Source organism: Streptomyces sp. NPDC031554 (genome assembly GCF_055580685.1).
The window spans coordinates 299,684-326,416 of the sequence record NZ_JBVIKX010000005.1 but is presented as its reverse complement, the minus strand read 5'-3'; the positions used below and the strand labels follow the sequence as shown (position 1 = coordinate 326,416).

22 protein-coding genes are annotated in these 26,733 nt (G+C 75.0%); 10 read left to right on the top strand and 12 right to left on the bottom strand.

What is annotated here, in order from left to right:
- Positions 1-38: 38 nt before the first annotated feature.
- From ACZ5FU_RS16215 to ACZ5FU_RS16195, 5 genes are all read right to left on the bottom strand, one after another.
- Complete coding sequence (locus ACZ5FU_RS16215; protein WP_451526659.1) at positions 39-905, bottom strand: tyrosinase family protein; 867 nt, start codon at positions 903-905, stop codon at positions 39-41.
- Complete coding sequence (locus ACZ5FU_RS16210; protein ID WP_451526658.1) at positions 889-1,359, bottom strand: tyrosinase family oxidase copper chaperone; 471 nt, start codon at positions 1,357-1,359, stop codon at positions 889-891. The genes ACZ5FU_RS16215 and ACZ5FU_RS16210 overlap by 17 nt, the downstream gene beginning before the upstream one ends.
- Positions 1,360-1,764: 405 nt before the next feature.
- Positions 1,765-2,046, bottom strand: a complete 282-nt coding sequence (locus ACZ5FU_RS16205; RefSeq protein ID WP_468644006.1) for a hypothetical protein — start codon at positions 2,044-2,046, stop codon at positions 1,765-1,767.
- 160 nt (positions 2,047-2,206) lie between these two features.
- Positions 2,207-2,995 carry a hypothetical protein gene (locus ACZ5FU_RS16200; protein WP_468644008.1) on the bottom strand — a complete coding sequence of 263 codons (789 nt, stop codon included), beginning with the start codon at positions 2,993-2,995 and terminating at the stop codon, positions 2,207-2,209.
- Between the two features lie 318 nt (positions 2,996-3,313).
- A complete protein-coding gene (locus ACZ5FU_RS16195) occupies positions 3,314-3,553 on the bottom strand; it encodes a chaplin (protein WP_451526655.1) in 240 nt (79 codons plus the stop codon).
- 739 nt (positions 3,554-4,292) lie between these two features.
- Here ACZ5FU_RS16195 and ACZ5FU_RS16190 point away from each other — a divergent pair.
- From ACZ5FU_RS16190 to ACZ5FU_RS16155, 8 genes are read left to right on the top strand one after another with little or no spacing between them, the layout of a single operon-like run.
- Entirely contained in the window at positions 4,293-5,483 is a 1,191-nt protein-coding gene (locus tag ACZ5FU_RS16190) for a glycosyltransferase (RefSeq protein ID WP_468835251.1), read from the top strand.
- A complete protein-coding gene (locus ACZ5FU_RS16185) occupies positions 5,480-6,904 on the top strand; it encodes an exopolysaccharide biosynthesis polyprenyl glycosylphosphotransferase (RefSeq protein ID WP_451526653.1) in 1,425 nt (474 codons plus the stop codon). Before ACZ5FU_RS16190 ends, ACZ5FU_RS16185 begins: the two co-directional genes overlap by 4 nt.
- A 9-nt stretch (positions 6,905-6,913) precedes the next feature.
- Positions 6,914-8,284 (top strand): O-antigen ligase family protein, encoded by a 1,371-nt coding sequence (locus ACZ5FU_RS16180; protein WP_468644013.1) that lies wholly within the window; start codon positions 6,914-6,916, stop codon positions 8,282-8,284.
- The gene (gene murJ, locus ACZ5FU_RS16175; protein ID WP_469045467.1) at positions 8,281-10,020 is read left to right on the top strand and encodes a murein biosynthesis integral membrane protein MurJ; all 1,740 of its coding nucleotides are present in this window, start codon (positions 8,281-8,283) and stop codon (positions 10,018-10,020) included. The genes ACZ5FU_RS16180 and murJ overlap by 4 nt, the downstream gene beginning before the upstream one ends.
- Complete coding sequence (locus tag ACZ5FU_RS16170; protein WP_451775900.1) at positions 10,004-10,744, top strand: polysaccharide deacetylase family protein; 741 nt, start codon at positions 10,004-10,006, stop codon at positions 10,742-10,744. The genes murJ and ACZ5FU_RS16170 overlap by 17 nt, the downstream gene beginning before the upstream one ends.
- The gene (locus tag ACZ5FU_RS16165) at positions 10,741-11,910 is read left to right on the top strand and encodes a glycosyltransferase (RefSeq protein ID WP_468644018.1); all 1,170 of its coding nucleotides are present in this window, start codon (positions 10,741-10,743) and stop codon (positions 11,908-11,910) included. Before ACZ5FU_RS16170 ends, ACZ5FU_RS16165 begins: the two co-directional genes overlap by 4 nt.
- Positions 11,907-12,563, top strand: a complete 657-nt coding sequence (locus tag ACZ5FU_RS16160) for a YveK family protein (RefSeq protein ID WP_468644020.1) — start codon at positions 11,907-11,909, stop codon at positions 12,561-12,563. Before ACZ5FU_RS16165 ends, ACZ5FU_RS16160 begins: the two co-directional genes overlap by 4 nt.
- On the top strand, positions 12,560-13,711 hold the full coding sequence (locus tag ACZ5FU_RS16155; protein WP_451526647.1) for a GNAT family N-acetyltransferase: 1,152 nt from the start codon (positions 12,560-12,562) through the stop codon (positions 13,709-13,711). Before ACZ5FU_RS16160 ends, ACZ5FU_RS16155 begins: the two co-directional genes overlap by 4 nt.
- A 40-nt stretch (positions 13,712-13,751) precedes the next feature.
- On the opposite strand, the gene ACZ5FU_RS16150 is transcribed toward ACZ5FU_RS16155, so the two are convergent.
- Positions 13,752-15,125 carry a glycoside hydrolase family 26 protein gene (locus ACZ5FU_RS16150; protein ID WP_469045466.1) on the bottom strand — a complete coding sequence of 458 codons (1,374 nt, stop codon included), beginning with the start codon at positions 15,123-15,125 and terminating at the stop codon, positions 13,752-13,754.
- Positions 15,126-15,283: 158 nt separating this feature from the next.
- On the opposite strand from ACZ5FU_RS16150, the gene ACZ5FU_RS16145 reads away from it, so the two are divergent.
- Positions 15,284-16,600, top strand: a complete 1,317-nt coding sequence (locus tag ACZ5FU_RS16145) for a carboxylate--amine ligase (protein WP_469045465.1) — start codon at positions 15,284-15,286, stop codon at positions 16,598-16,600.
- A gap of 166 nt (positions 16,601-16,766) precedes the next feature.
- Here ACZ5FU_RS16145 and ACZ5FU_RS16140 read toward each other — a convergent pair whose 3' ends face one another.
- From ACZ5FU_RS16140 to ACZ5FU_RS16120, 5 genes are all read right to left on the bottom strand, one after another.
- Complete coding sequence (locus tag ACZ5FU_RS16140; RefSeq protein ID WP_469045464.1) at positions 16,767-18,101, bottom strand: LPXTG cell wall anchor domain-containing protein; 1,335 nt, start codon at positions 18,099-18,101, stop codon at positions 16,767-16,769.
- A gap of 100 nt (positions 18,102-18,201) precedes the next feature.
- Positions 18,202-18,429 (bottom strand): chaplin, encoded by a 228-nt coding sequence (locus ACZ5FU_RS16135; protein ID WP_468644029.1) that lies wholly within the window; start codon positions 18,427-18,429, stop codon positions 18,202-18,204.
- A 514-nt stretch (positions 18,430-18,943) separates the two neighbouring features.
- Entirely contained in the window at positions 18,944-19,843 is a 900-nt protein-coding gene (locus ACZ5FU_RS16130; RefSeq protein WP_451775914.1) for an ABC transporter permease, read from the bottom strand.
- The gene (locus ACZ5FU_RS16125; protein ID WP_451526641.1) at positions 19,840-22,470 is read right to left on the bottom strand and encodes an alpha/beta fold hydrolase; all 2,631 of its coding nucleotides are present in this window, start codon (positions 22,468-22,470) and stop codon (positions 19,840-19,842) included. The genes ACZ5FU_RS16130 and ACZ5FU_RS16125 overlap by 4 nt, the downstream gene beginning before the upstream one ends.
- A gap of 111 nt (positions 22,471-22,581) precedes the next feature.
- Positions 22,582-24,003, bottom strand: a complete 1,422-nt coding sequence (locus tag ACZ5FU_RS16120) for an APC family permease (protein WP_451526640.1) — start codon at positions 24,001-24,003, stop codon at positions 22,582-22,584.
- 332 nt (positions 24,004-24,335) lie between these two features.
- Here ACZ5FU_RS16120 and ACZ5FU_RS16115 point away from each other — a divergent pair, with 332 nt between their 5' ends.
- Positions 24,336-25,181, top strand: a complete 846-nt coding sequence (locus tag ACZ5FU_RS16115; RefSeq protein ID WP_451526639.1) for an SCO4651 family lipoprotein — start codon at positions 24,336-24,338, stop codon at positions 25,179-25,181.
- Positions 25,182-25,229: 48 nt separating this feature from the next.
- Here the strand turns inward: ACZ5FU_RS16115 and mmsA are convergent, their stop codons facing one another.
- Positions 25,230-26,732 (bottom strand): CoA-acylating methylmalonate-semialdehyde dehydrogenase, encoded by a 1,503-nt coding sequence (gene mmsA, locus ACZ5FU_RS16110; protein WP_451526638.1) that lies wholly within the window; start codon positions 26,730-26,732, stop codon positions 25,230-25,232.
- Between the last annotated feature and the right edge of the window lies 1 nt (position 26,733).

The following is a 26,733-nucleotide window of genomic DNA, read 5'->3' as shown; positions in this document are numbered from 1 at the left end:
CGTCCGCCGTGAAGTCGGCGACCGCGCGTGACGCGGACTCAGGCGTACCGGTAGATCCGTCCCACGTCCTCCAGCCGGTCGGGAGTGACGCCCCACGGGGACAGCTTCTGGTTCCGGGCGACGACCCGGCCGTGCTGGTCACTGCCCGGCAGCGGCGGGCGGGCGGGCAGATAGCGGTGTTCGCGGTGCCGTCGCTGCCAGCGGGTCCACAGCAGGTCGACGAAGGCGTGGTGCAGCCAGAACACCGGGTCGTTGACGGACGCCCCGCCGACCATGACCCCGCCCACCCATCGGTGCACCCGGTTGTGGTTGAGCCAGGCGGCGCTGCCCCGGCCGGTCCCCCACCCCTCCAGCTTGTTGCGGAAACCGCGGGTGACCGTCGAGTCCCAGGGCGACACGTCGTAGACCGGGTCCTTCAGCGCCCGTTCGACGTCGGCCTTCGTCGGCAGGGCGATCGGGTCGCGGGCCCGGCCGATGTCGCGGGTGAGGAACTCCACGTCGGTGACGTTCTCCCTGATCGTCCAGTCGCCCGTCGCGTAGGCGAACGGACCCGTCGTCACCTGGCGGTCGGAGCGCCGCCCGTTGCCGCCGAGGAGGTCCGCGGTCCACGGCACGGAGGTCGCCGTGCGGTCCCGCGTCCAGTCCCAGTACGGCACCGTCACCGAGGGATCGACGCGGCGCAGCGCCTCCTCCAGGTCCAGCAGGAACCGGCGGTGCCAGGGCAGGAAGGACGGCGCCATGTGGGCCGTGCGCAGGCCGCCCTCGCCGTCGGAGACGTAGTGGTCGATGTGCATGCGCACGAACTCGTCGTACTCGCCGCGGCGTTTCAGTTCCAGGAGGGCCCCGACGAAGCGCCGGCGCTCGGCGGCGGTGAGCGTGCTGACGTCCTTACGGATGTAGACCACGGTGTCCCCCCAGGTGTGCGTGACGGCCGGTGGCGGTGGCCCGCAGCATCTGTCCGGGGCCCAGTTCGTCGACGGCGGCGCGGGTCGCGTCCAGCGGACTGGCGTACGAGCAGTAGTGGTCGACCATGCTCAGCCAGGTGCCGTCGGCTCGGCGCATGAGGTGCAGCGGGCGGCCGTCGACGGTGATCTCCCAACGGCCGGCGTCGGCCGCGCCGGCCGGCCGGACGAGACGGCCGAGCAGGTGACGCCCGAGATAGGTCTCGTCGAAGGCGGCTTCCGCGGGCCCGGGGCCGTCCCGGCGGCGGGCGGGCCGCGAGGCGGCGGCGAGCGGGGTGAGCGCGAGGGCCGCGGCGGCGGCGAACAGCGCGCGCAGCGCGTCCCTGCGTGTCGCTCGTCTCGCCGTCCCTGCCGGGGCCGTGGTCACGGCGGCGGTTCCGTCCACGCTGACGACCATGTGTGCTCCTCCTCCGGTTCCGTTGTCCACCAGCGGTAACCGTCCGACGGCCCGCGGGGTCACCGTGCGGACCGGGAAACGGGAAAGACGACAGACGGGACGGTGGGACCCCGGCCCGCGGCCGGGCCGGCCGCTCAGGCGGGCCCGGCCGGGCCCGGTCCGGGTCCGGCGCCGTCCGCGGGACCGGAGTGAGCACACCTGCCCGGCCGGCCACGACCGGCGTGCCGAGGGGCGGGCCCGGCGGTTTCCACCCGCGCGGAGGACACCGGTTCCACCCGGGCGGAGGACACCGGTCGAGTACCGCGCACGAACGGGGAGGGGTCGGCCGGCCCCTCCCGGACAAGCGCGGACGGCCGGTCCCGTGCGTGCCGGGAACGGCCGTCCGAAGGGTTCGCGGACGGTACGTCAGCCCCGCAGGGGCAGGCCGCCGAGGAGCGAGCCGGGGGTGTTGAGCTTGGTGGTCGCGTCCTTGACCTTGCTGAGGGGGGAGCTCTTGTTCTCCGTGTCGAGCACGTTCGACTGGTACCGCAGCGGCGTCATGTCGAAGGAGTCCGGGGCGGGCGTGTCGACGACGCCGTTGAACCCGGCGGGGGTGAGGTCGGCGGTGTCGTTCGCGAACGCCGGTGCGGCGGCACCCGCGATCACCAGGGATCCGGCAACGACAGCGGCAGCCTTCAGAGACTTCATCGGGGACCTTTCTTCGGCGCCCGGCGACCCGGGTCACCAGGGGGAATGCTGACGCCGTGCCTAACGATGCGCGGCGACGGCGGAAACCCCGGACGCGGAAGAATTCCGCACCCCGGCACGGACGGGCCGGTGCCGGGGTGCGGAGAAGGAGGGGTGGCCGTCAGGCGCCGGGGGCCGGTGCCCCGGAGGCGGGCGGCGACGCCGGTGCCGGCAGCGTGGACGGCGTGACCGGCAACGCCGGGAGCGCCGCGGACCCCTCCTCGGCGGGCGGGGCGGGAGTCTCGGCCAGGTCCTCCGGGTCCGTCAGGTCCTCCGGGTCCTCCAAATCCTCCAGATCTTCCAGGCCTTCCAGGGCCGACAGGTCCTCCAGGTCCGACAGAGCCTCCAGGTCCGGCAGCGACAGGCCGTCCGTCAGGGAGGTGACCAGCTCGCTCAGGCCGGTCACCAGCTTCGTGGACGCGGGGAGGATCTGGTCGGCGTCACCGGAGGCGACCGCCTCGATCAGCGCGTCCAGCCGGGTGTCCACCGCGGCGAGCACGTCGTCCGTGACGTCGGCGGACCGGGACGGCGTCCGGGAGCCGGCGCGGACCGCCGGGGGACCGCCGGTCGGGCCGGCGGTCGGGCCGGCGGACCGGGCCACCCGGGTGAGGGCGTCCTCGGCGGCGGCACGCAGGCGTTTCGCGCGGTCGGCGTCCGCCCGGTGGCCGCCCGTCCTCAGCGAGGTGGCGAGCAGGTCGGTGACGGGCGCGAGCGCGGGCTCGATGTGGTCCAGGTTCCTGGCCCGTGCGAGCAGTGCCTCCGCGCCGGGGAGGGACGCACTCGGCACCGCGTGGGCGCGCTCGCGGGTCGCGACCCCGTCGGCGGCCAGGGCGGAGGGGGCGGCGAAGCCGAGGACGAGGGTGGCGCACAGTGCGCTGAAGGCGGTGGGCCGAACGGGCAGACCACGCATGGGGGTTCCTTTCGCTATGCGTCGAGTCGCAGGTTCAGCGTGAAAGCGCGTGTCGTTCACCGCAACAGCGCAGTGGCGTTCCGTGACCGCCCCATGGGCCGCCTCCCCCTTCCGGGACGGCGTGTCGGGGGCCGCCGGACCGGCCGGCCGACCGCCCGCCATTCGGGGCGGCACGCGGAACGGCGCCCCCGGGCCGGACGGCGGCCCGGCGCGGACGACGGCCCCGGCCCGGACGGCCCGACCACGCGAACGGCCGCCCTCCTGACGAAAGGGCGGCCGTATGAGGTCGTACGCGTCGTGACCCCGGTCGAGGTGAGGTCAGTCGTTGACGCAGGTGTTGCCGAACGCCGGGTTCAGCACGCCGATCACGTCGACGGTGTTGCCGCAGACGTTGACCGGGATGTGGACGGGGGCCTGGACGACGTTGCCCGACAGCACGCCCGGGGAGTGCGCGGCGACCGCTTCGGCGCCACTGTCGGCGGCGGCGACGCCGGAGGCCCCGGCGACGGCCGCGGCGGCAACGGTGCTCAGGACCAGGCCCTTGGCGATACGCGACATGGAGAAGTGCTCCTTGAGGTTTTGACACATGCACCCGGGCGGGGATGCCCTGGCGGTCTGTCAACGCGTGACGCGGCCCGGAGTTTTGCCTCCGAACGGGTGAAGCGGCGCCGCGCCGGTCTTCACAAACCCGACACGGATGACCGACTTCTCCTGATTAGCGACGTTCGTGACTAGAGTGACGCCTCGTCCCTCGCACGCCTGTCACCAGGCACACCGCACCTTTCCCGAAAGGGCACGCCGGTCATGCGCCACTTCCTGGATCCGCTGCCGCGCCCCGCGACGGCGGGAGCCGTCGCCCCCGCCTCCCGGCGGGCCCGGGCCGGTGCCCCGGCCGCTTCCCCGCGGACCGCCCCGGAGGCCGGGCGCCTCGCGGCCGTCCACGACGGGGACCGCGGCCGTTCGGGTGAGTCGTGCACGTGCTCGACCGGCGCGCGGGCCGTCCCGGCGCCGTCCGCCCCGGTCGGTCCATCCGACGATGTGTTGAAATCCGCGATCAGCGGGCCGGGGGCGGCTCCGGCGGCGCGTGTCCCGGCGTACGCCCGCACGCCCGGCCGCGATCCCGATGTGTTCGATCCGCGAGCGGGTTTGCGGCACGGCGGTGACCAGCCGGCCGTCCGGCTCGTTCCCCAGCGGGACGCGGCGTGGGCCGGCGTGTTCTTCGTCGCCGTCGGCACACGGAAGCAGTAGGCGCGTTCCCACCCCGTCCGAGCGCCACCGTGAGCGAGGAAAACGCGCGATGCATCAGCCAGAACCCGGCGTCGGACCGCGGGTCCTGCACCTCACCCGGCCTGTGGACGGCGGGGTCGCCCGCGTCGTGACGGATCTGGCGCGTGCCCAGCTCGCCGCCGGACTGCGCGTCGCCGTCGCCTGCCCCGCCGGTGCCCTCGCCGAGGACCTGCGGTCCCTGGGGGCGGACGTGCTCAGGTGGGAGGCGTCGCGGGCGCCGGGGCCCTCGCTGCCCGGCGAGATGCGGCGGCTCGCACGGGTGCTCGACGCGGTGCGGCCCGACCTGGTGCACGCGCACAGCGCCAAGGCCGGGCTCGCCGGGCGGCTCACCGTGCGGGGGCGGATCCCGACCGTGTTCCAGCCGCACGCCTGGTCGTTCGAGGCGGTCGGCGGGACCACCGCCGCGCTGGCCCTCGGGTGGGAGCGGTGGGGGGCGCGTTGGACCGACCGGCTGGTGTGCGTGAGCGAGGCGGAGCGGGCGACCGGGGTGCGGGCCGGCATCACCGGACGGTGGACGGTCGTCCCCAACGGCATCGATCCGCGGCGCTTCCACCCGGCCCCCGTCGACACCGTGCGCGCCGCGCTCCTGCCGGACACCGACCCGGCCGCCCCGCTCGTGGTGTGCGTGGGGCGGCTGTGCCGGCAGAAGGGGCAGGACGTGCTGCTGGACGCGTGGGACGCCGTCACCGCCAGGGTGCCGGGGGCCCGGCTCGCCCTGGTCGGCGACGGTCCGGACCATGACGCGCTGCGCTCCCGCGCCCCGGGATCGGTGCTGTTCGCGGGACCCGTCGCCGACACGGTCCCCTGGTACCAGGCCGCCGACCTGGTCGTGCTGCCCTCCCGCTGGGAGGGCATGGCGCTGGCCCCGCTGGAGGCGCTGGCCTGCGGACGGCCGGTGGTGGTGACGGAGGTGGACGGCGCCCGCGAGAGCCTGCCGGCCGCACTCGCGCCCCGCTGTCTGGTCGCCCCGCAGGACGCCGCCGCGCTGGCCCGGGCGGTCACCGACCTCCTGCTCGACCCGCTGCTGCGGGAGTCCCTCGGCCACCAGGGGCGCCGTTACGTCCTGTCCACGCACGATGTGCGGCGCACGGCCGAGCAGGTCGCGGACGTGTACCGCGACCTCCTCGGCCGGCGGCCGTCCGCCGGCGGCCGTCCGCCGCGGGTCGTGCCCACCGAGCACAGGGAGTCCATCCACTCGTGACCACGGAAAGCACCCTCCCCCCGCCCGGGACGCAGCCCGGGTTCGCCCACGTCTCGGTCCTGCCGCGGCGCGAGAGCGCGGCGGGATTCCGGTTCCCCGCCGGGCGGCCCGCCGGCCGGCCCGTCTCGCCGCTGCCCCTGCTGCTGGCCGACGCTCTCGCCGCGGCGGCGGGCGCCCCGGCCCTGGCCGGGACGCCCCACCGCACGCCGCTGGTCGCCGCGCTGGTGGCGGCGACGATGCTGCTGCGCCCCCACCGTTCACGGCCGGTGGCCGGGGTCCTGGACGAACTGCCCGTCGTGTGCGGGCGGATCGCGGTGGCCTGGCTCATGCTGGGGGCGCTCGTGGCGGCGTACGCTCCGGCGCACGCGCTGTCCGCGCGGACCCTGGCCCTCGGGTTCGCCGCCCAGGCCCTCGTCTGCTGCACCGGCCGGGCCGTCGTCCATCTGCTGCGCCGTCGGACGCTGCTGCGCCGGCCGCACGCCGCGCTGGTCGTCGGCCCGGCGGCCACGGCGCAGCGGGTGGCCGCCGCCGTGCTGCGCCATCCCCGCTACGGCGTCCGGCCGGTCGGCATCGTCGCCGAGCGCCCCGACCGTCCGGACGGGACCGACGGGCTCCCGGTGCTGACCTCCGGTCAGGAGGTGCAGCGGGCCCTGATCCAGAACGGCGTCCGCGAGGTCCTGTGCGTGCATCCCTCGGTGCGCACCGCGCAGGGTCCGCTGCTGCGGGCGCTCGCCGAGTCGGGCTGCACCGTGTGGGAGGTCGACGCCGACACCCCGTCGTACGCGAGCCGCGAACAGCTCGCCGGGTTCCCCTGCCGGCGGCTGGACATGGGCACCGGGCGCGGCGGCGGCCTCGGCAAGCGACTGCTGGACGTCACGGTGTCGGGGACGCTGCTGCTGCTGACCGGTCCGCTGCTGCTGGTGTTCGCGACGGTGCTGCGGCTGACCGGCGGACCGGGCGTGGTGTTCCGGCAGGAACGCATCGGCCGGGACGGCCGCCCGTTCACCCTGCTGAAGTTCCGCACCCACCGTCCGGTGGACGAGCACGAGTCGGCGACCAGGTGGAGCGTGGCGGGAGAGGTGCGGATGAGCCCGTTCTGCCGCTTCCTGCGCGAGACGTCGCTGGACGAACTGCTCCAGCTGTGGAACGTGCTGCGGGGCGACATGAGCCTGGTCGGCCCGCGACCCGAACGCCCTTACTTCGTTGCCCAGTTCAGCCAGAACCACCCCGGCTACGCGGCCCGTCACCGGATGCGGACCGGCATCACCGGGCTCGCCCAGATCCACGGGCTGCGCGGTGACACCTCCATCGAGGACCGGGCCCGGTTCGACAACGCCTACATCGACAACTGGTCGCTGTGGCAGGACGTCTGCATCCTGCTGCGCACCGCGGCCGCCCTCGTGCGACCGACCGGGAGCTGAAACCGTCCGATGACCCTCGCCCCTCCCCCGTCCCGTGCCCGGACGCTGTCGCCGGTGCTGCCCGTCGTCGCCGTGGTGGCCCTGCTCGCGCTGCCGGTCTCCCCCGGCGGTGAGGGCGGCGCGGGACCGGCCGACGCGTGCTCCGCGCTCGTCGTGCTGTTCTGCGCGGTCCGGCTGCTGCGGCAGCGGCGGCGCCCGCTGTCCCGTACGGCGGCCGTGGTACTGGGGCTGCCGGTGGCCGGGCTCGCGCTCGCCGCGATGGGGGCGTCCTCGCCGGGCGCGGGGATCGGTGGCCTGGGCCGCTATCTCCAGGTGTTCGTCCTGGTCCCGGCGGCGGTGCTGCTGCTGATCCGCGGCCGGTCCGACTTCCGGCTGCTGGCCTGGTCGTTCGTCGCCCTCGCGGGCTGGCAGGGCGCGGTCGGCGTGCACCAGTACGTCACCGGCACCGGCGCCTCCTACCAGGGCGAGGAGATCCGGGCGGTCGGCACCTTCGGGGCGCAGGACGTGATGGGCATGGCGACGGTGGTGTCCTTCGGGGTGGTCTGCGCGGTGGGCCTGGCCCTGGGCCGGTCCCCGGCGCGGCGGCGGGCGGTCGCCGCCGCCTGCGCCCTCGGGCTGCTGCTGCCGCTCGCGCTGTCCTTCAGCCGGGGCGCGTGGATCGCGACGGCGGTGACCTGTTCGGCACAGCTGGTGCTGGCCGGGCCGCGGCGGGCGCTGAAGGCCGGCGCGGCGGCGGTGGCGGCGGGCGTGGTCCTGGTCGGCGGCCTCGGTGTCGGTACGGCGATGCTCCAGGAGCGCATCAGCAGCATCACGCAGGTCGCGGACGCCCCCGACCGGTCGGTCACCGACCGGTACACGATGTGGGCGGCGGCGGCCGGCATGTGGCGCGAGCATCCGCTGACCGGGGTCGGGCTGAAGGGTTTCCCCGAGCACCGGGACACGCACGCCTCGCTGGCGCTGTCCGCCGGCAGCGACACCGAGGGCGCCGGCGCGGGCTTCCGCAAGCAGCCGCTGCTGTCCCCGCACAACATGTACCTGCTGGTCCTGGGCGAGCAGGGCCTGGTCGGGCTGCTCGCGCTGGCGGGCAGCTGGCTGGCCCTGCTGGTGTGCGCGCTGCGCGGGCTGGCGCGGACCCGGCGCGCGGGCGGCCTCGACTGCGCCCTCGTCGCCTGCGGCCTGCTGGTCTGGCAGCTCACCGACTTCCTGTACGCCGACATCGGCGGGCCCTCCACGGTGCTGACGGCGGTGGTGCTGGGGCTGGCGGCCTGGTGGGCGCTGGCCGGGGGCGAGCGGGCCGGCGGGACCGGGGCACCGGCCGGGGACGAGGGGCGCGCACGGACCCGCGGAAGCGGCCGGAGCGAGGAGGCTCTCGGGCGATGACGGTGACGCCTTCCCGGTCCCCGCGGGCGGACGGCGACGCGGCCGGCGGCACGGCCGTGCCGTCGACGCGGTCCGCCGCGCGGCCCCCGGAGACGGCCGGGAAGCCGCCCCCGGAGTCAGGGCCGTCGCGGGCGTCCGGCGGGTTCCTGGCCCGTGCCGCCCTGGTCACCGCCGTCCTGTCGGTGGCCGGGTCGCTGCTCGGGCTGGTCCGCGACCAGGCGCTGGCCCGGCTGTTCGGGGCGGGCCGGGACACGGACGCCTTCCTCGTCGCGTGGACGGTGCCGGAGTTCGCGGCCACGCTGTTCATCGAGGACGGGCTGGCGTTCGCGCTGATCCCGGCGTTCAGCCTCGCCCTGGCCCGGCGTGCCCGGGGAGCGGGCGGCGACCCGGTCCGCGCCCTGGTCGCCGGGACGCTCCCGCGGCTGTCGCTGGCGTTCGTGGCGGTCGGCGTCCTCGTGGCGGCGCTCGCCCCGCAGCTGGTCGGGGTCCTCGCGCCCGGCCTGCCCGACCCCGGGCTGGCCGTCGACTGCACCCGGCTCACCGCGACCTGCGTGGTGAGCTTCGGGCTCGCCGGGTACTGCAGCGCGGCCCTGCGCGCGCACCGGAGGTTCGTGGCGCCCGCGGCGATCTACGTGGCGTACAACGCCGGGATCGTCGCGGGGATGTTCGTGTTCGGCGGGCGCTGGGGGGTGCGGTCGGCGGCGGTCGGGGTCGCGGTCGGCGGCTTCCTGATGGTGGCCGTCCAGCTTCCCTCGCTGTGGCGGCAGTTGCGCAGGCGCGGGGCACGGCCGACGGGCGACACGGCCGAGGAGCCGCGGCCGCTGGGCGGGGCCGTGGTGGCGACCGTGCTGCTGTTCGCGCTGTGCCGGCAGTCGCAGGTCCTGGTCGAGCGGTTCCTCGCCTCGCAGCTGCCGTCGGGGGCGATCTCGCACCTGAACTACGCGCAGAAGGTCGCGCAGATGCCGATGATCCTGTCGGTGATGGTGTGCACGGTCACCTTCCCGGTGGTCGCGCGGGCGCTGGCCGAGGGCGACACCGAGCGGGCCCGCGACCGGGTGCAGCGGGACCTGGCGCTGGCCGCGTGCGTGGTGCTGCTCGGCACGGCGGCGGTCGTCGCCTGTGCGCCGCAGATGATCGAACTGTTCTTCCAGCGGGGCGCGTTCACCGCGGGGGACACGGCGGTGACGGCGGGCGTGATGCGGGTGTACGCGCTCGGGCTGCTCGGGCAGACGCTGGTCGGGGTGCTGGCCCGTTCCTACTTCTCGACCGGCCGCGCCTCCTGGTACCCGGCCGGCGCGATGGCCGTCGGCATCCTCGTGACCTCCGGGCTGGGCGCGCTGTGCGTGACGCCCTGGGGGGTGCACGGGATCGCCGCCGCCAACGCGGCCGGCATCACCGTCACCGCCCTGGTGCTGCTGGCCGGCACCGCGGGCGGGCCGGCCGGCTCGCGCCCGCGGCGGGGCGCGCACCGCGTGCCGCGCAGCGTCCCGCTCCACGTCCCCGGCGTCCTGGACGGGTTGGCCCGGCCGGTGCTGGCCACCGTGGTCGCGGCCCCCGCCGGTGCCCTCGCCGGGGGCCACTTCGACGGCCCCACGGCGGGGCTGGCCGCCGGGTCGCTCACCGTGCTCGCCGTCTTCGTCCTGCTGGGCCGGGCCCTGGGCGCCCAGGGCATCGCCTGCGCACTCCGATCCGTTCGTTCCGCGACCCGAAGGCTCCCGCATGTCCGTTCCCGTTGACACCGCAACCGGCCCCGTCCCCTGGGTGGCGATGTACCACTCCGTGGGCGACTGCTCCGACGACCCGTACCGCATCACGGTCACGCCCGAGCGGCTGGACCGGCAGCTGACCCTGCTGGCGCGCTGGGGCCTGCGGGGTGTCTCGCTGGCCGAGCTGCTCGCCGCCCGCGCGCGGGGCGAGGGCCGCGGCCTGGCCGGCCTGACCTTCGACGACGGCTACGCCGACTTCCTCACCGGCGCCCTGCCCGTGCTGCGCCGGCACGGCTGCACCGCGACCCTCTTCGTGCTGCCCGGCCGGCTCGGCGGCGACAACGCCTGGGACCCGCTCGGCCCGCGCAGGCCGCTGCTGACCGCCGACGGCATCCGCGAGGCCGCCGCCGCGGGCGTCGAGATCGGCTCGCACGGCCTGACCCACGTGGACCTCACCCGCGCGGACGAGCGCACCCTGGAAGCCGAGACCGCCGGCAGCCGTGCCGCGCTCGCCGAGCTGCTCGGCACCGACGTCGCGGGGTTCTGCTACCCGTACGGGACGGTCGACCGGCGCGCCGTGGAGGCCGTACGGGACGCCGGGTACGCGTACGCCTGCGCGATCGACCCCGGCCCGCTGACCGGCCCGCACGCCCTGCCGCGCGTCCACGTCGGGCAGAACGACACCGCCGCCCGGCTGTTCCTCAAGCACCGGCTGCACCGGCTGCGCCGCCGTCCCGTGGCGGGCCTGCGATGAGGGCGCTGCACATCATCACGGGGCTCAAGGTCGGCGGCGCCGAGCAGCAGCTGCGGCTGCTGCTGCGCCACCTGCCCGCCGACTGCGACGTCGTGACGCTGACCGATCCGGGGCCGGTGGCCGACGGGCTGGCCGCGGACGGAGTGCGCGTCGTCCACCTCGGCATGGCCGGCAACCGCGACCTGACGGCCCTGCCCCGCCTGGTCGAGATCGTGCGCTCCGGCCGCTACGACCTGGTCCACACCCACCTCTACCGCGCCTGTCTCTACGGCCGTCTCGCCGCCCGGCTCGCCGGGGTGCGCGCCGTCGTCGCCACCGAGCACTCCCTGGGCGACTCCCAGATGGAGGGCCGCCCGCTCACCCCGGGCGTCCGCGCCCTGTACCTGGCCGGCGAGCGGCTGGGCCGCGTCACGGTCGCCGTCTCCCCCACGGTCGCCGCACGCCTGCGGCGCTGGGGCGTTCCGGCCGGGCGGATCGAGGTCGTCCCCAACGGCATCGACCTGGCCCGTTTCCGGTTCGACCCGGTCCGGCGCCACCGCACCCGCCGCCGCCTGGGCCTGCCGGAGCACGCGCGGGTCATCGGTGGCGTCGGGCGCCTGCACGCGGGCAAGCGCTTCGACGTCCTGGTCACCGCCCTCGCCGCGCTCCCCGCCGACCACTACCTGCTGCTGGTCGGCGGCGGCCCCGAGGAGAGCGCGCTGCGGCGGACCGCGCACGAGGCGGGCGTCGCCGACCGGGTCCTGTTCACCGGCGAACGCCCCTGCGTCCCGGACGGCGGTCCGGGGCCCGACCTGCCCGCCCTCGTCTGCGCGATGGACGTGCTCGTCTCCCCCTCGCCCGAGGAGTCGTTCGGCCTGGCCGTCGTCGAGGCCCTCGCCTCGGGCCTGCCGGTGCTGTACGCGTCCTGCCCGGCGGTCGAGGACCTCCCCGCGCACACCGCGCCCGCCGCCCGGCGCGTCACGGGCGGCCCCGGGGCCGTCGTCCGGGCGCTCGCCGAGACCCGCGGCGCCGCCCCCGGCCCGCGCACCGCGCCCGAGGCCGCCCGCCATTACGACATCGCCCGCAGCGCCGCCCGGCTCATGGACGTGTACACGGCCACGACGGCCCGCCGCCCCGTGCCGGCCCCCTCGTCCGCCCCGTCACCTCAGGGAGTGCCTTCCTCATGACCGACAACGCCACCCGTCCGCACCGCCGAGCCGGCACCCTGGGCCGCGCCGGGAAGCTCCCGCCGTGGTCGCTGCTGGCCGCCGGCGCCCTCACCGGCGGCCTCCTCGGCGGCGCCTACGGCGTCCTGAAGCCGCCCGTGTACAGCGCCACGGCGTACGTCGTCGCCGTCCCCGCCGAGAAGTCCGACCCGGCGTCCGCGCTCGGCTTCGCGCAGGCCTACGGCCGGGTGGCCACCCAGGTCGCGGTGCTCGGGGACGCTCAGGTGTGGGCGGGCGTACCGGTGCGGACGCTCCAGGGCGCGGTGCGCACGGCGACCTCGCCCGACGCGCCGATGGTGTCGATCACCGCGACCTCCTCGCGCGCCGACCTGGCCGCCGACATGGCCAACGCGGTCTCGCGCGCGCTGACCCGGCACGCCGCCCGGGCGAAGGCCACCACCCACGTCGAGCTCGAGCCGTTCGCCCGCGCGGTGAAGCCCGCCGGGCCGTCCTCGGCGTCCCCCGTGCTGACCGGGCTGGTCGGCGCGAGCGCGGGCGGCCTGCTGGGCGGCCTGTTCCTGCTGGTGCGGCCGAGGGCGAGCAGGCCGGAGGCCGGGAGACCGGCCGCCGTGCCGAGCCCGGCACTCGCCGCCGACGCCCACGGAACGCTGTGAAGCCGGCCCCCCTCACCGAAGTCATCACCGACGAGCAGGAGTTCGCCGCCCTGGCCCCCGCCTGGGCGCGCCTGTACCGGCGGTGCGCGACGGCCACGCCGTTCCAGAGCCACCCGTGGCTGCACTCGTGGTGGCTGTCCTACGGCGGACGCGGCCGGCTGCGGCTGCTGGTGGTGCGCTCCGGCGACGAGCTCCTCGCCGTCGCCCCGCTGATGACCGTGCGCCGCCCGCTGCCCGCCCTGGTGCCGCTCGGCGGGGCGATCTCCGACTACGGGGACGTCCTGGTCGACGACGAGCGGGGGGAGACGGCCGTCGCCGCGCTCACCGGGGCGCTCGCCGCGGCCGCCCGCACCGCGCTGATCGACTTCCGCGAGGTCCGGCCGGGCAGCGCGGTGGAGCAGGTCTACGAGCGCTGGAGCGGGCCGCGGCACCGGGTGAGCGACTCGGTGTGCCTGGAGCTGCCCGCCGTACCGATGGACGAGCTGGTGGCGCGGCTGCCGTCGGCGAAGGCGCAGCGGGTGCGCGCCAAGCTGCGCCGGCTGGCCGCGCTCGGCGTGCGGCGCGAGGTGGTCGGCCCGGACGGGGTGGACTCGGCGCTGCGGCGGCTGCTGGAGCTGCACCGGTTGCAGTGGCAGGGCCGCAAGGTGACCGGCGAGCACCTGCGGGACCGCTTCTGCGAGCACCTGGTGCGCTCGGTGGGCCCGATGGTGCGCTCCGGGGACGCGGTGGTCACCGAGTTCCGTCTCGACGACGACGTGGTGGCCGTCGACCTCACCCTGCTCTCGCGCCGCCTGGCCGGCGGCTACCTCTACGGCGCCCACCCGCGGCTGCGCGAGCACAAGGCGGACGTGGCGGTGATACTGCTCGACGCCTGCGCGGAGCACACCCGGCACGAGGCGCGCGGCACCCTGAGCCTGCTGCGCGGCAACGAGCCGTACAAGCACCACTGGCGGCCGGAGCCGGTCGTCAACCAGCGGCTGCTGCTGGCCCGACGGCGCACCGCCCCGCTGCTGTCGGCGGCGGTGTGGGACGTGGCCGCGCGGCGGCGGGGCAAGGAGCTGGTGCGCCGCTGGGAGGAACGGCGGGAACAGCCGGACCGGGGCGACGGGCGGGATCGGGCGGAACGTGCCGCCGGCGGCAGGTCCTGAGGTGGGCCCGCCGCCGGCGGGGGCGCTGCGCGGGGACGTCTCAGCGGTCGCGCGGCCACCAGTCCCGGCGCACGCACAGCCTGCCGCCCGCCCACTGCTCGATCCAGTCGCCGAGCTCCAGCGGCGAGCAGTCCGCCGCGGGCTGCGGGGCCGGCTCGGCCGTGGGCGCGGTCGAGGGCCGGGGGGTCGCCGGTGCGGCCGGGTCCGTGGCCGTCGGCCCGGTCACCGGTTCGCCGGTGCGGCCGGACAGGACCGCGCGGTAGACCTCCGACGCCTCGGGGTTCTCCGAGCACTGCCATACGCCGTGCGGGCAGTAGTCGGTCACCGTGTTGTACAGCGGTTCCTGCTCGTCCATCCAGGCGAGCATGCGCCGCATGTACTCGGGGTTGTCGCCGTTGCGGAAGAGACCCCATTCCGGATAGGAGACGGGTTTGCCGTGACGCCTGGCGAATTCCACGTGGTGGCGCAGTCCGTAGGGCTCCGTCACCTGCTCGTCGAAGGAGATCCCGCCCGGCTGGTCGTAGGAGTCCATTCCGATGATGTCGACGGTGTCGTCGCCCGGATAGCACTCGGTCCAGGGAACGGCGTCGAGGCCGCGGCTCGGCGTGAAGTCGAACCTGAACCGCTGGCCCGGTACGGCCCGCATGGTGGTGACGATCCGCTTCCAGTACGTCTTCCAGGCCTGCGGGTCCGGCCCGCAGCGATGGGTGTACGTGATGCCGTTCATCTCCCAGCCGAGCACGATCACCGTGTCCGGCACCCGGGCCTCCACCAGCCGCTCGGCCAGGGCGCGGAAGTGGTGGTCGAACCGGCCCGCCGCGCCCTGCCGCAGCAGCCCCCGCACCTCGGCGTCGGGGACGCCCTCCTCGTTGCGCTCCAGCATGGGGACGTTGAGGACGAGCATCCGGTCGTCCTTCTCGGCCCGCCAGTCGGCCCACGCGTCGAGGAAGCCGGGCCGGCCCTCGATGTTGCTCCACCGGTCGCCCGGCAGGTAGGTGTGGCCGACGCGCAGCTCGGCACCGCCCAGCCAGTCGCCGAGCTGGGCCATCCGGGCCACGCCCCGCGGACCGTAGTCGAGGTAGGCGCCGAAGGCGGGGCCGGACCCGGCGGCCGGCGCCGCGGCGCCGGCCGGGGGAGAGGGAGGGGGAGGAGCAGGGGTCGTCGTCGTGTCCGGGCCGGGGGTCGTGGCCGGGGCTCCCGCGGGGGTCGTGGCCGGTGCGGGTCCGGCAGGGGTCTGCGGTCCGGCGAGGACGGGGGCGGGGGCGGCCGGCGTCGGAACGGGAGGACCGGCGGCCCGCGCCACCTCCACGCCCGCGGCGAATCCGGGACCGGACGCCAGCGCCGCCGACGCCGCGACCGCCGCCGCGACGGCGGCCAGCCGCCGGGACCGGGTGGGTCGCTGCTGTGGTGCCATGCCTGCTCCTTCCTCCACTCTCGTGCCGTCACCGACGCGCGAGCGCACGACTGACGCTCAGTCATATGAAAGTCACAGGAAAAGGAATCACGCCACCGCCGTTACGGCTTTCGAGTGTCCTGATGGTCCGTGCCGGTGAAACAACCGAAGGAAAAAACGTGTCGCAGCTCGACACCCGCGTCCCCGCCGTACTCCTGCGCATCGACCGGAATCCCTTCCACCACGGCACCCTGGGTGCCGTGCGTTCGCTCGGCAGGGCAGGGGTCGACGTGCACCTGGTCGCCGAAGTGACCGGAAGTCCCGTCCGCGGATCCCGGTTCGTCGGCCGGCTGCATCCCCCGCCGCCGCCCGGCGCCGCCCCCGCCGACATCGCCGGCGCGCTGCTGCGGGTCGCCGCGCGCATCGAGCGGCCGGCCGTGCTGATCCCGATGGACGACGCGGGCGCGGTCGCGGTGAGCCGCCTGCGCAGGGAACTCGCCCCCGCCTACCTGCTGCCGCAGCAGCCCGCCGCGCTGCCCGAACGCGTCGCCGACAAGGCCGAACTGGCCACGCTGTGCGCGGCGGCGGACGTGCCGCACCCGGTCACCGTCGTCCCGGAGAGCGTCTCGCAGGCCGCGTCCGCCGCCTGGCGGCTCGGCCTGCCGGTGATGGCGAAGTGGAGCCGGCCCTGGCTGCTGCCGCCCGGGTCCGGACTGCGCAGCACCGTCGTGGTGCGCTCCCCGCAGGAGGCCCGCGAGCTGTACGCGCGCAGTGAGGAGGCCGGCAGCCGGCTGCTGCTCCAGGAGTTCCTCCCGCCGGGCACCGGCCGCGACTGGTTCCTGCACGGGTACGTCGACCGTGCGGGCGTGCTGCGCGGCGGCGGCTCCGGCCGCAAGCTGCTCGCCTGGCCGCGCGGGGCGGGGCTGACGGCGGTCGGCGAATGGGTCCCCAACCCGGACCTGCGGGCCCTCGCCGAACGTCTCACCGAGCGGCTCGGCTACCGCGGCGTCCTCGACCTCGACTTCCGCCGCTGCGGCAGCACCGGCCGCCACCACCTGCTCGACTTCAACCCGCGCCCCGGCGCGCAGTTCCGCCTCTTCACCGACACCGCGGGCCTGGACGTCGTGCGCGCCCAGCACCTCGACCTGACCCACCGTCCGCTGCCGGACGGCCGGGCACGCCCCGGGCGGACCTTCGTCGTGGAGAACTACGCGCCCCTGACCGCCCTGCGCCGGACCTCCCCCGGCGACCGCGAGCTCGCCTGGTACGCCGAGGACGACACCGCTCCCGGCCGGGCCATGTGGGGACTGTGGACCGCCCACGCGACCCGCCGTCTGCCGGGCCGGCTGCGCCGGACCGGCGTGGCGGGCGCGACCGGCGTCCCGCCCCGCGTGGTCCGCCAGGGCCCGCCGCCCCCGCAGTCCCTGACCGGTCTTCCGCAGGTACCGCACATGCCGACCGGGCCGGCCGACGAGAGGGGAGCGGGCGGCCGCTGACGTACGGCCCGCCGGTGGGGCGGGCCCGCGGGACGTCCCGGACGGCCGGACCCTCCGGACGGCCCGCCGGTCACGGCGGGCCGCGCCGGACGTCCCGCGGGCCCGCACGGGCGTCGGGCGCGTGCGGGCCGGGCGGGGCGTGCGGGACGTGCGGCGCTCGTCGCCGTCAGCGACGGGAGGCGGTGCGCCCTCGTCGGTACAGCAGGACGCCCGCGGTGATCAGCACGGCACTGGCCCCCGAGGCGGCGAGCAGAGCACCGCCACCGGTCTGCGGCAGCTCCGGCCGGTCCCCGTCGTGCGGCGGGGTCGGGTGGTCACCGTGATGCGGGGGCGGGGTCGTCTCACCGCTGGGCGGCGGGGTCGGGTGACCACTGGGGGGCGGGGTGGTCTCACCGCCGCACTTGTCACCGTAGCCTCCGCAGTCCTCCTCCGGGGCGTCGCCGTAGCCGGGCTCGTCCCCATGGCTGGGCTTGTCGCCGTACCCGGGCTCGTCCCCATGGCTGGGCTTGTCGCCGTACCCGGGCTTTTCCCCAGCGGAGGGCTTGTCCCCGTAACCGGGCTCGGCCCCGGCCGAGGGCTTGTCCCCGTAACCGGGCTCGGTTCCTTCCGAGGGCTTGGCCCCTTCCGAGGGGTCGTCGCCGTAGCCGGGCTCGTCCCCGTGAGGGCGCTCCTTCCCGGCCGAGGGCTTGTCCCCGTAGTCGGGCTCGTCCTCACCGGAAGGCTCGTCGCCGTGCGGAGGCTCCTCCTCGGCCGAAGACGCATCCCCGGAGCCGGGCTTGTCGCCGTACTCGGGCTCGTCCTCACTCGAAGGCTCGTCGCCGTAACCGGGCTTGCCCTCATCCGAGGGCTCGTCCCCGTGCGGACGCTCCTCCTCGGCCGAAGACGCATCCCCGGAGCCGGGCTTGTCGCCGTAGCCGGGCTCGTCCTCACCGGAAGGCTCGTCGCCGTAGCCGGGCTTGCCCTCATCCGAAGGCTCGTCCCCGTGCGGACGCTCCTCCGCAGCCGAAGACGCACCGCCGTAGCCCGGCTCGTCCTCACCGGAAGACGCACCGCCATAGCCGGGCTCGTCCTCACTCGAAGGCTCGTCGCCGTAACCGGGCTTGCCCTCATCCGAAGGCTCGTCCCCGTGCGGACGCTCCTCCGCAGCCGAAGACGCACCGCCGTAGCCCGGCTCGTCCTCACCGGAAGACGCACCGCCGTAGCCGGGCTCGTCCTCGCCCGAAGGCTCGTCCTCCTGCGGACGGTCCTGCGCCCGCGTCCGCGGGGTGTCCGCGCAGGCGTCGGTGTCGGTCGGGGCGCCGCAGGCGTTCGCCGGGACGGCCGGCGGGGCCTCGGGGCCGTCGTCCGCCACTGCTCCGGGCTCCGACACGGCTCCGGGCGAGTTCTTGGCGGTGCCGTCCACTTGTGAGCCCGCCAGGGCGGAACCGCCGTACAGGGACAGGATGCTCGTCGCGGCGGCAACCGCGATCATCCCCCTGCTCAGGGTCTGTCGCAATCTCATGGTCTTCCTGCTCGAAGAGGTGGGGAAAGCCGACCCCGGACGGACAGCTCGGTGTCCCGGGCCGGCTTCGGTCCAGCCGGACGACTGGTACGGCGTTCGGTCAGTGGTTGATGCAGACGTTGCCGGCCGCCGGGTTCAGCGCACCGATGATGTTGACGCTGTTACCGCAGACGTTGATCGGGATGTGGATCGGAACCTGGACGACGTTGCCGGAGAGGACACCCCCGGAGCCGGCGGTGAAACCGTTGGCGCCGGAGTCGGCGAAAGCCGGGGCGGCCCCGCCGAGGGCCAGGAGCAGACCCGTGACGACAGCAGCGGTCTTCTTCATGTTTTTCCCTTCCCCGCGGTCATGCCTGGATGACGGTCGGAACCGAGCGAGCACAACGGGGACGGCTCGCACCACGACCGCGGCCTGCACACGAGGAATTGACGAACGGAGGAATCACGGAACCTGCGGTACGACTAATTCACGCGAATGCCCCGTCCACGGCGTACCGCTCCCCCGGTGGGAGCAACCGACGTCCATCCGTCCGCCCGGCGCGTCGTGCGCCGGTTCCCTGCTCCGGCCGGCCGTGCCGACCGGGCCGGCGGGGCCGTCGGGGCCGTCGGCCTCCGGATGCCGGGTCCGCCTCGCCGAGCCGCGGCCGGCCCGAGGCCACGGGTCGTCCTCGCCCGCGGCCCGCCCCTCGGCCCTCGGCGCCTGCGTGCGCGGCGGTGCGTGCGCGGCGGCAACGGCTCCGGGGGCCCGGGCGTGGGCGCGGGCCACCGCGGACGAGCGCGAGGCGGGTACGGGAGGACCTGTCGAAGCCGGTGAGCGATCTCCCGGAGGTCTCGCGGGACGCCTACGAGACGATGTCCTTGCGGGCGAAGCCGCGGAAGGCCAGGGCGAACAGGACGAGCGCGTACGTCACCGAGACGACGGTGCCCTGGACCATGCCCGCGTACTCGGGGGTGGGCTGGAGGGCGTCGGCCCACGCGAACTGCCAGTGCGCGGGGAGGAAGTCGCGCCAGTCGCCGAGGGCGGTGACGGCGTCCAGGACGTTGCCGACGATGGTCAGGCCGACCGCGCCGCCGACCGCGCCGAGCGGGGCGTCGGTCCTCGTCGACAGCCAGAACGCGAGCCCGGCGGTGACCAGCTGGGACACGAAGACGTATCCGACGATCACCACGAGCCGCTGGACGGCGGTGCCCGCGTCGAGGGCGCCGCCGGTGGGGATCGCCAGGGGACCCCAGCCGTAGGCGGCGGTGCCGACGGCGAGGGCGACCAGCGGCAGCAGGACCATCGCGGCCAGGCTCAGGCCGAGTCCGACGACGAGCTTGGACCACAGCAGGCGGGCGCGCGGGACGGGGGCGGCCAGGAGGTAGCGCAGGGAGGACCAGCCGGCCTCCGAGGCCACGGTGTCGCCGCAGAACAGGGCCACGGGGACGACCAGCAGGAAGCCCGCGGAGACGAACAGGTTGACCGCGGCGAAGTTGGCGCCGGACGCGGTGGCCGTGTCCATCAGGTTCACCCGGTCGCCGCCCTCGCCGGGTTCGCCGCCGATCGCGAAGGCGACGGCCAGGACGAACGGCAGGGCGGCCAGGACCGCGCCCATGACCAGGGTGCGGCGGCGCCTGAGCTGGCGTGCCAGCTCGACGCGCAGCGGCAGGGTGTGCGCGGCGCGGTAGCCGGAGGCGGCGGCGACGGGCACGGAGGGCTCGGAGTCCCCGGTGTGCGGGACCGGCTCGGTCGTCGTGCTCATGCAGAGCCTCCGATCAGGGTGAGGAAGGCGTCTTCCAGGCGGCGGTGCGGGCCGACCGACCGGACGGGCACGTCGAGCCGGACCAGCTCGGCGATCAGGCGCTGGGCGCTGCCGCCGGCGTCGAGACGGACGAGGAGTCCGTCGTCGGTGCGCACGGCGGAGGCGACGCCGGGCAGCGCGGCCACCTTCTCCGCGACCGGCTCCTCCACGGGGTGGGCGGTGCCGACGAGGAGGGTGTCGCCGGAGCCGACGATCACGCCGACCGGGCCCGCCTGGACGAGCCGGCCGCGGTCCATGACCACGAGGTGGGTGCAGGTCTGCTCGACCTCCGCCAGCAGGTGGCTGGAGACGATCACGGTGCGGCCGGCGGCGGCGTACCGGATCATCACCTCGCGCATCTCGCGGATCTGTGGCGGGTCCAGGCCGTTGGTCGGTTCGTCGAGGATGAGCAGGTCGGGCAGGCCGAGCATGGCCTGGGCGATGGCCAGGCGCTGGCGCATGCCCTGCGAGTAGGTGCGCACGGCGCGGGCCAGGGCGTCGCCGAGGCCGGCGATCTCCAGTGCCTCGTCGAGGTGAGCGTCCTCGGCCGGGCGGCCGGTGGCCTGCCAGTACAGCTCCAGGTTCTGCCGGCCGGACAGGTGCGGGAGGAAGCCGGCGCCCTCGACGAAGGCGCCGACGCGGGAGAGGACGGGGGCGCCGGGGCGGATGGCGTGGCCGAAGACGCGGATCTCGCCGCCGTCCGGCTTGATGAGGCCCATCAGCATGCGCAGGGTGGTGGTCTTGCCGGCGCCGTTGGGGCCGAGCAGGCCGAGGACCTGGCCCTTCTCGACGCGGAAGGAGAGGTCGCGGACGCTGTAGCGGTCACCGCCCGCGTACTTCTTGCTCAGGCCGGTGATCTGGAGCGGGACCTCGGCCAGCTCCGGGTCGGGGCCGGGGGTCGCGACGCGGCGGCGGCCGGTGACCAGCAGGATCAGGGCGAGGCCCGCGCCGGCGAGGGGCAGCCACCACACCCAGGACGGCAGCGGGGCGGCCGCGGTGCGCACGCCGGCGGCGGTGGGCACCTTCAGGTCGCCCTTCAGGGAGACGGTGTACGTCGCCGGGGCGGTCGGGGAGGCGTAGCCGAGGTCGGTGGAGGCGAGGACCAGGCGCAGGCGGTGGCCCTTGTCGACCTCGTGGTCGACGGCCGGGAGGGTGAGCGTGACGTCCTTGCCGGTCCTGGCGCCCTCGACGCGGACGGGGGCGACCAGCTGGGAGGGCAGCACCTGCTCGCGGCCGTCCGGGCCGACGTCGTAGACCTTGGCGAACAGGACGGCGTCCTCGCCGGTCGACCTCACGTGGACGGTGGCCGTCGGGGAGCCGGTGACGCGCAGGTCCGCGGTGAGGGGGGCGGAGGTGAAGGCGGCGAACTGGCCGGGGAAGTCGAGGGAGACGCCGACGCCGAGGGAGGACAGCCGGGAGAGACCGCCGCCGCCGAGTCCCGGCAGGGCGGAGACGGCGGGCGGGCTCGCGCCGGGCGGGTTGGCGAAGGACTGTTCGCGGCCGGTGAGGGCGATCGGGCGGGCGTCGGCGGTGAGGCCGGGGTAGGTGTCGTCGCTCGCGCCGCGCAGGAGGGCGGTGCCGTCGGTGGAGTCGACGCCTCCGGTGCGGGTGACGCGGAAGGCGGGGCCGGTGTCGGCGCCCTCGTCGCCCTTGAGGTAGCGGTCGAACCAGGAGGTGACGCGGGCCTGGACGCGGCTCGCCTCCGGGTCGCCGCCGTCGTGGCCGCCCGCGATCCAGTCGACGTCGACGGGGGCGCCGTTGGCGCGGATCGCCCGGGCGGCCGCGTCGGACTGGGCGAGGGTGAAGAGGGAGTCGGTCTGTCCCTGGAGCAGCAGGGTGGGCACCTCGACGCGGTCGCCGACGGCGGACGGGGAGCGCTCCTCGAGGAGGGCGCGGGCGGCGGCGTCGGGGGTGCCGGACTCGGCGACCCGCTCGTACATCGCGCACAGCGCGGGCTCGAACCTGGCGCAGCCGCCGCCGGAGTTGAAGAAGACGCCGGTCCACAGCTTCTTGAACACACCGCCGGGGAACAGGGCGTCGGCGAGGTTCCAGTAGGTGATCGCGGGGGCGATGGCGTCGACGCGGTCGTCGTGTCCGGCGGCCAGCAGGGAGATCGCGCCGCCGTAGGAGGAGCCGGCCAGGCCCACGCGCGGGTCGCCGGCCTTGTCGAGCCGCACCTCCGGCCGCTTCGCCAGCCAGTCGATCAGCTTCGAGACGTCGGCGACCTCGCCCTTCGGGTCGTTGAGTCCGATCTTCCCGGTGGACCTGCCGAAGCCGCGGGCGGACCAGGTCAGTACCGCGTAGCCGTCGGCGGCCAGGTCCTCCGCCTGCTCGCGGACGTCCTCCTTGCTGCCGCCGAAGCCGTGGCCGAGGAGGACGGCGGGGCGGCGGCCGGAGCCGCCGGAGGTGAACCAGGAGGTGTCCAGGCGCACGCCGTTCACGGCCATGACCCGGTCGGAACGGTGCACGGAGGGCGCGTCGTCCGAGGCCACGGCCGTCCAGGTGCCGCCGGCGGCGAGCACGGCGACGGCGGCCACGGCGGCGGCGGTCCGCCGCGGCCACCGTGGTCCGCGCAGTCGAAGATCCATGCGTCAACGGTACGGGGTGAAACTGTCGGGGAGTTGTCGACCGGAGACCGAACTCCCCGACCTCCCGTGGGTGTACGGCGGGGTGCCGGCGTACACCAGGCGCGGTACGGGTCAGTCCCGCGCGTCCTCCGGGAGCGACACCAGCCAGCGGGTGCCGGGGCGGGGCCGGAGGTAGAAGACCCAGTAGAGGGTGGCCACGAGGGTGATGCCGCCGGTCCACAGGAGGTGGACGGTCTCCTGCTGGATCAGGATGTAGGCCAGGACCGCGATCAGCAGGGCCGGGACGACCGGCCACAGGGGCATGCGCCAGGCGTGCGTGTGGCGGTGGTCGCCGCGGCGGGAGAGCAGCGCGGCGACCGCGACGAGCAGGTACATGCCGGTCACGGAGACGCCGGTGACGCCGTACAGGGTGTCCAGGTCGACGAAGCAGAGCAGGGCGCCGGGGACGCCGACGGCGAGGGTGGCCACCCACGGGGAGCCGAAGCGGCCGAGCCGGGAGAAGACGGTGTTGACCGGCTGCGGCCAGGCCTTGTCGCGGGCGGAGGCGAACAGGACGCGGGAGTTCTGGATGACCATGACGATGCCGGCGTTCACGATGGCGAGGGCCACGCAGAGGCTGACGAAGGTGCCGACGGCGGAGTTGGACCAGGCCGTCACCATGGCGCCGATGTCGCCGCCGGTCAGCTCGGTGAGGTCGGGGGCGCCGAGGGTGATGCCGACGACCGGGACCAGGATGATCACGGTGGAGATGGCGAGGGTGGCCAGGACCGTGCGGGCGACGTTGCGGCGCGGGTTCTCCAGTTCCTCGGACAGGTAGACGGCGGTGGAGAAGCCCTGGGTGACGAAGAGGGCGACGGCGAGGCCGGAGACGACCAGCATGGCCGTCACGGTGTCGGCGTGGCCGTCGGCGCCCGCGACCTCCAGGGAGACCAGGCTGCCGGCGCCGCGCTCGGCGTGGGCGAAGCCCAGGACCGCGACCACGGCGGCCGCGATGACCTCCAGGACCAGGAAGACGCCGGTGATCCAGGCGTTGGCGCGCAGGTCGAGCAGGCCCGCGAGGGTGGCGAGCAGCATCACGGCGGCGCCGGCCGGCGCCGGGTCGAGGTGGACGACGGGGGCGAGGTAGTCGGCCGTGCCCATGGCGATCACCGGCGGGACGATCATCACGACCAGGAGGGAGAGGACGAACACCAGCCAGCCCGCCAGCCGCCCGGCCAGGGTGGAGACCATCGCGTACTCGCCGCCCGCGCTGGGGACGAGGGTGCCCAGTTCCGAGTAGCAGAACGCCACCGCGACGCAGAGGAGGGAGCCGATCGCGATCGTGAGGGCGGTCGCGGTGCCGAGCGAGCCGAACAGGTCGGGCACGACGACGAACAGGGTGGACGCGGGGGTCACGCAGGACAGGGTCAGCAGGGTGCCGCCGACCACTCCGATGGAACGCTTGAGCTTCTGGGGGCCGCCGGGGACGTCGGGGACGGCGAGGACGTCGGTCCCCTCGGCGGTGTCCCGGGCAGGGCGGAGCGTGTCGGTCATGGAGTTCCGATCGACTGGTGCGGCGAGGTTCGGTCGGGAGCGCTATCGCCTCCGGCGGCTGGGGTGGTACTCGTTGTGGCCGCTCCCGGCGCTGCATGGAACCCCGACGAAAACCACTGCGTCAATAGGTGTTCATCCGCGGAATCCGTTGATCGTAGGCGTGTTGGTAGAGGTTTTCCGCAGTGACGGGCAATCCCCGAACGGGTGATGGGACATACGGGAACCGTAGGGGCGGTGGCGAAAAAACGTGCCGCCGTCCGCAGTCCGGACGTGTCGGTGGGGGCCGCTAGAGTCGAGGACACAGACGGTTCACAGCAACGGGGTGGGGACGAATGAAGGTCAAGTACACCGCTGCCCGGGTGGGGTTCACGGCGGCGGCGCTGGTGGCGGTCGCCGGATGCAGCTCCGACCCGGTCGGGGACACCGCGCGCAGGGCCGCCGAGGTGGCCGACGGCTCCGAGCAGATCATGGCGGCGCTCACGCGCGCGACGGACCGCACCGAGCGGCTCGGCTCGGCCGAGGTCAGGATGACCACCGACATGGGCACCGGGGCCCCGGTCACCATGGAGGGCACCTACTCCTGGGGCGACGGGTACGCGTTCGACGTCGAGATGGACACCGCCGCCGCGCAGATGCAGCAGCTCCAGGACGCCCCGACCACGCGCATGCTGTTCGTGGACGGGGCGTACTACTACGACGTCGACCCGCAGGCCTCCGGCCCCCTGGAGGGCAAGGAGTGGATGAAGGTCGACAGCTCCGCCGTGTTCGGCGAGGGCGCGTCGCAGGCCCTCAGCGGCAGCAACGGCAGCCCCTCGGCGTCCATGAAGGGCCTGAAGTACGCCGACGACGTCGAGGACCTCGGCGAGGAGACGGTGAACGGCAAGGCCACGACCCACTACCGGGCCGTGATCGACCAGAGCCGCATGGGCGAGTTCAAGGAGGTCTACGGCGGCCAGGAGAGCCTCTTCGGAGAGGTGACCGGCGGCGCCACCTCGATCACCATGGAGGTCTGGGTCGGCGCCGGGGACCTGCCGGTCCGTCTGTCCCAGGAGTTCGGCGCCATGAAGGTCACCATGGACTTCGACAAGTTCGGCGAGACGGCCGCGGTGAAGGCCCCGCCGGCCGCGCAGACCGGCGACCTCACCGAGGCGATCGCGGAGGCCGGCGCGGCGCGGTGACACGGTGGTGCCCCGCCCCCCGAGGGGACGGGGCACCGTGCCGCCGGGTCAGTGGTTGCGCGGGAAGCCCAGGTCGACGCCCGCGGGGGCGTCGGCCGGGTCCGGCCAGCGGGTGGTGACGACCTTGCCGCGGGTGTAGAAGTGCGTGCCGTCGTTGCCGTAGATGTGGTGGTCGCCGAAGAGGGAGTCCTTCCAGCCGCCGAAGCTGTGGTAGCCGACGGGGACCGGGATCGGGACGTTCACACCGACCATGCCGGCCTCGATCTCCAGCTGGAAGCGGCGGGCGGCGCCGCCGTCGCGGGTGAAGATCGCGGTGCCGTTGCCGAAGGGCGACGCGTTGATCAGCGCCACGCCCTCGTCGTAGGTGTCCACGCGCAGCACGCACAGGACGGGGCCGAAGATCTCGTCCCGGTAGGCCTTCGCGGTGGTCGGCACCTTGTCGAGCAGCGAGATGCCGATCCAGTGGCCGTCCTCGAATCCGGCGACGGTGTGGCCGGTGCCGTCCAGGACGACCTCGGCCCCCTCGGCGGCCGCGCCCTCGACGTACGACGCCACCTTGTCGCGGTGGGCCTTGGTGATGAGCGGGCCCATCTCGGAGGCCGGGTCGTCGCCGGGGCCGATCGTGATCCTCTCGGCGCGCTCGCGGATCTTCGCCACCAGCTCGTCGCCGACCGCGCCGACCGCGACCACGGCCGAGATGGCCATGCAGCGCTCGCCGGCCGAGCCGTAGGCCGCGCTGACCGCCGCGTCCGCCGCCGCGTCCAGGTCGGCGTCCGGGAGGACCAGCATGTGGTTCTTGGCACCGCCCAGCGCCTGGACGCGCTTGCCGTTGGCGGAGGCCGTGGTGTGGATGTACCGGGCGATCGGGGTCGAGCCGACGAAGGAGACCGCCTTGACGTCCGGGTGCTCCAGGAGCCGGTCCACGGCGACCTTGTCACCGTGGACGACGTTGAAGACGCCGTCCGGCAGGCCGGCCTCCGCGAGCAGCTCGGCGAGCTTCAGGGACGCCGACGGGTCCTTCTCGCTCGGCTTCAGCACGAAGGTGTTGCCGCACGCGATGGCCAGGGGGAACATCCACATCGGCACCATGGCCGGGAAGTTGAACGGCGTGATGCCGGCGACGACGCCCAGCGGCTGCCGGATCGACGACACGTCCACGCGGCTGGCGACCTGCGTGGACAGCTCGCCCTTGAGCTGGACGCTGATGCCGCAGGCCAGGTCGACGATCTCCAGGCCGCGGGCGACCTCGCCGAGCGCGTCGGAGTGCACCTTGCCGTGCTCGGCGGTGATCAGCCCGGCGATCGCGTCGCGGTTGGCGTCGAGCAGGGCGCGGAAGCGGAAGAGGATCTCCGTCCGCCTGGCCAGCGAGGACTGTCCCCAGTCGGCGTAGGCGTCCTTGGCGGCGGCCACGGCGGCGTCGACCTCGTCGACGGTCGCGAACGCGACCTTGGTGGTGACCGCGCCGGTCGCCGGGTCGGTGACCGGCCCGTAGGTGCCCGACGCGCCTTCGACGGACTTGCCGCCGATCCAGTGGTTGACGATCTTCGTCATG

Bases quoted from the DNA above. Each gene is read 5' to 3' on its own strand.
- ACZ5FU_RS16165 (WP_468644018.1), top strand. From the start codon at position 10,741: ATGAGGGCGCTGCACATCATCACGGGGCTCAAGGTCGGCGGCGCCGAG.
- murJ (WP_469045467.1), top strand. From the start codon at position 8,281: ATGACGGTGACGCCTTCCCGGTCCCCGCGGGCGGACGGCGACGCGGCC.
- ACZ5FU_RS16150 (WP_469045466.1), bottom strand. From the start codon at position 15,125: ATGGCACCACAGCAGCGACCCACCCGGTCCCGGCGGCTGGCCGCCGTC.
- ACZ5FU_RS16140 (WP_469045464.1), bottom strand. From the start codon at position 18,101: ATGAGATTGCGACAGACCCTGAGCAGGGGGATGATCGCGGTTGCCGCC.
- ACZ5FU_RS16210 (WP_451526658.1), bottom strand. From the start codon at position 1,359: ATGGTCGTCAGCGTGGACGGAACCGCCGCCGTGACCACGGCCCCGGCA.
- ACZ5FU_RS16200 (WP_468644008.1), bottom strand. From the start codon at position 2,995: ATGCGTGGTCTGCCCGTTCGGCCCACCGCCTTCAGCGCACTGTGCGCC.
- ACZ5FU_RS16205 (WP_468644006.1), bottom strand. From the start codon at position 2,046: ATGAAGTCTCTGAAGGCTGCCGCTGTCGTTGCCGGATCCCTGGTGATC.
- ACZ5FU_RS16115 (WP_451526639.1), top strand. From the start codon at position 24,336: ATGAAGGTCAAGTACACCGCTGCCCGGGTGGGGTTCACGGCGGCGGCG.
- mmsA (WP_451526638.1), bottom strand. From the start codon at position 26,732: ATGACGAAGATCGTCAACCACTGGATCGGCGGCAAGTCCGTCGAAGGC.
- ACZ5FU_RS16190 (WP_468835251.1), top strand. From the start codon at position 4,293: ATGCATCAGCCAGAACCCGGCGTCGGACCGCGGGTCCTGCACCTCACC.
- ACZ5FU_RS16135 (WP_468644029.1), bottom strand. From the start codon at position 18,429: ATGAAGAAGACCGCTGCTGTCGTCACGGGTCTGCTCCTGGCCCTCGGC.
- ACZ5FU_RS16120 (WP_451526640.1), bottom strand. From the start codon at position 24,003: ATGACCGACACGCTCCGCCCTGCCCGGGACACCGCCGAGGGGACCGAC.
- ACZ5FU_RS16195 (WP_451526655.1), bottom strand. From the start codon at position 3,553: ATGTCGCGTATCGCCAAGGGCCTGGTCCTGAGCACCGTTGCCGCCGCG.
- ACZ5FU_RS16180 (WP_468644013.1), top strand. From the start codon at position 6,914: ATGACCCTCGCCCCTCCCCCGTCCCGTGCCCGGACGCTGTCGCCGGTG.
- ACZ5FU_RS16125 (WP_451526641.1), bottom strand. From the start codon at position 22,470: ATGGATCTTCGACTGCGCGGACCACGGTGGCCGCGGCGGACCGCCGCC.
- ACZ5FU_RS16170 (WP_451775900.1), top strand. From the start codon at position 10,004: ATGTCCGTTCCCGTTGACACCGCAACCGGCCCCGTCCCCTGGGTGGCG.
- ACZ5FU_RS16160 (WP_468644020.1), top strand. From the start codon at position 11,907: ATGACCGACAACGCCACCCGTCCGCACCGCCGAGCCGGCACCCTGGGC.
- ACZ5FU_RS16130 (WP_451775914.1), bottom strand. From the start codon at position 19,843: ATGAGCACGACGACCGAGCCGGTCCCGCACACCGGGGACTCCGAGCCC.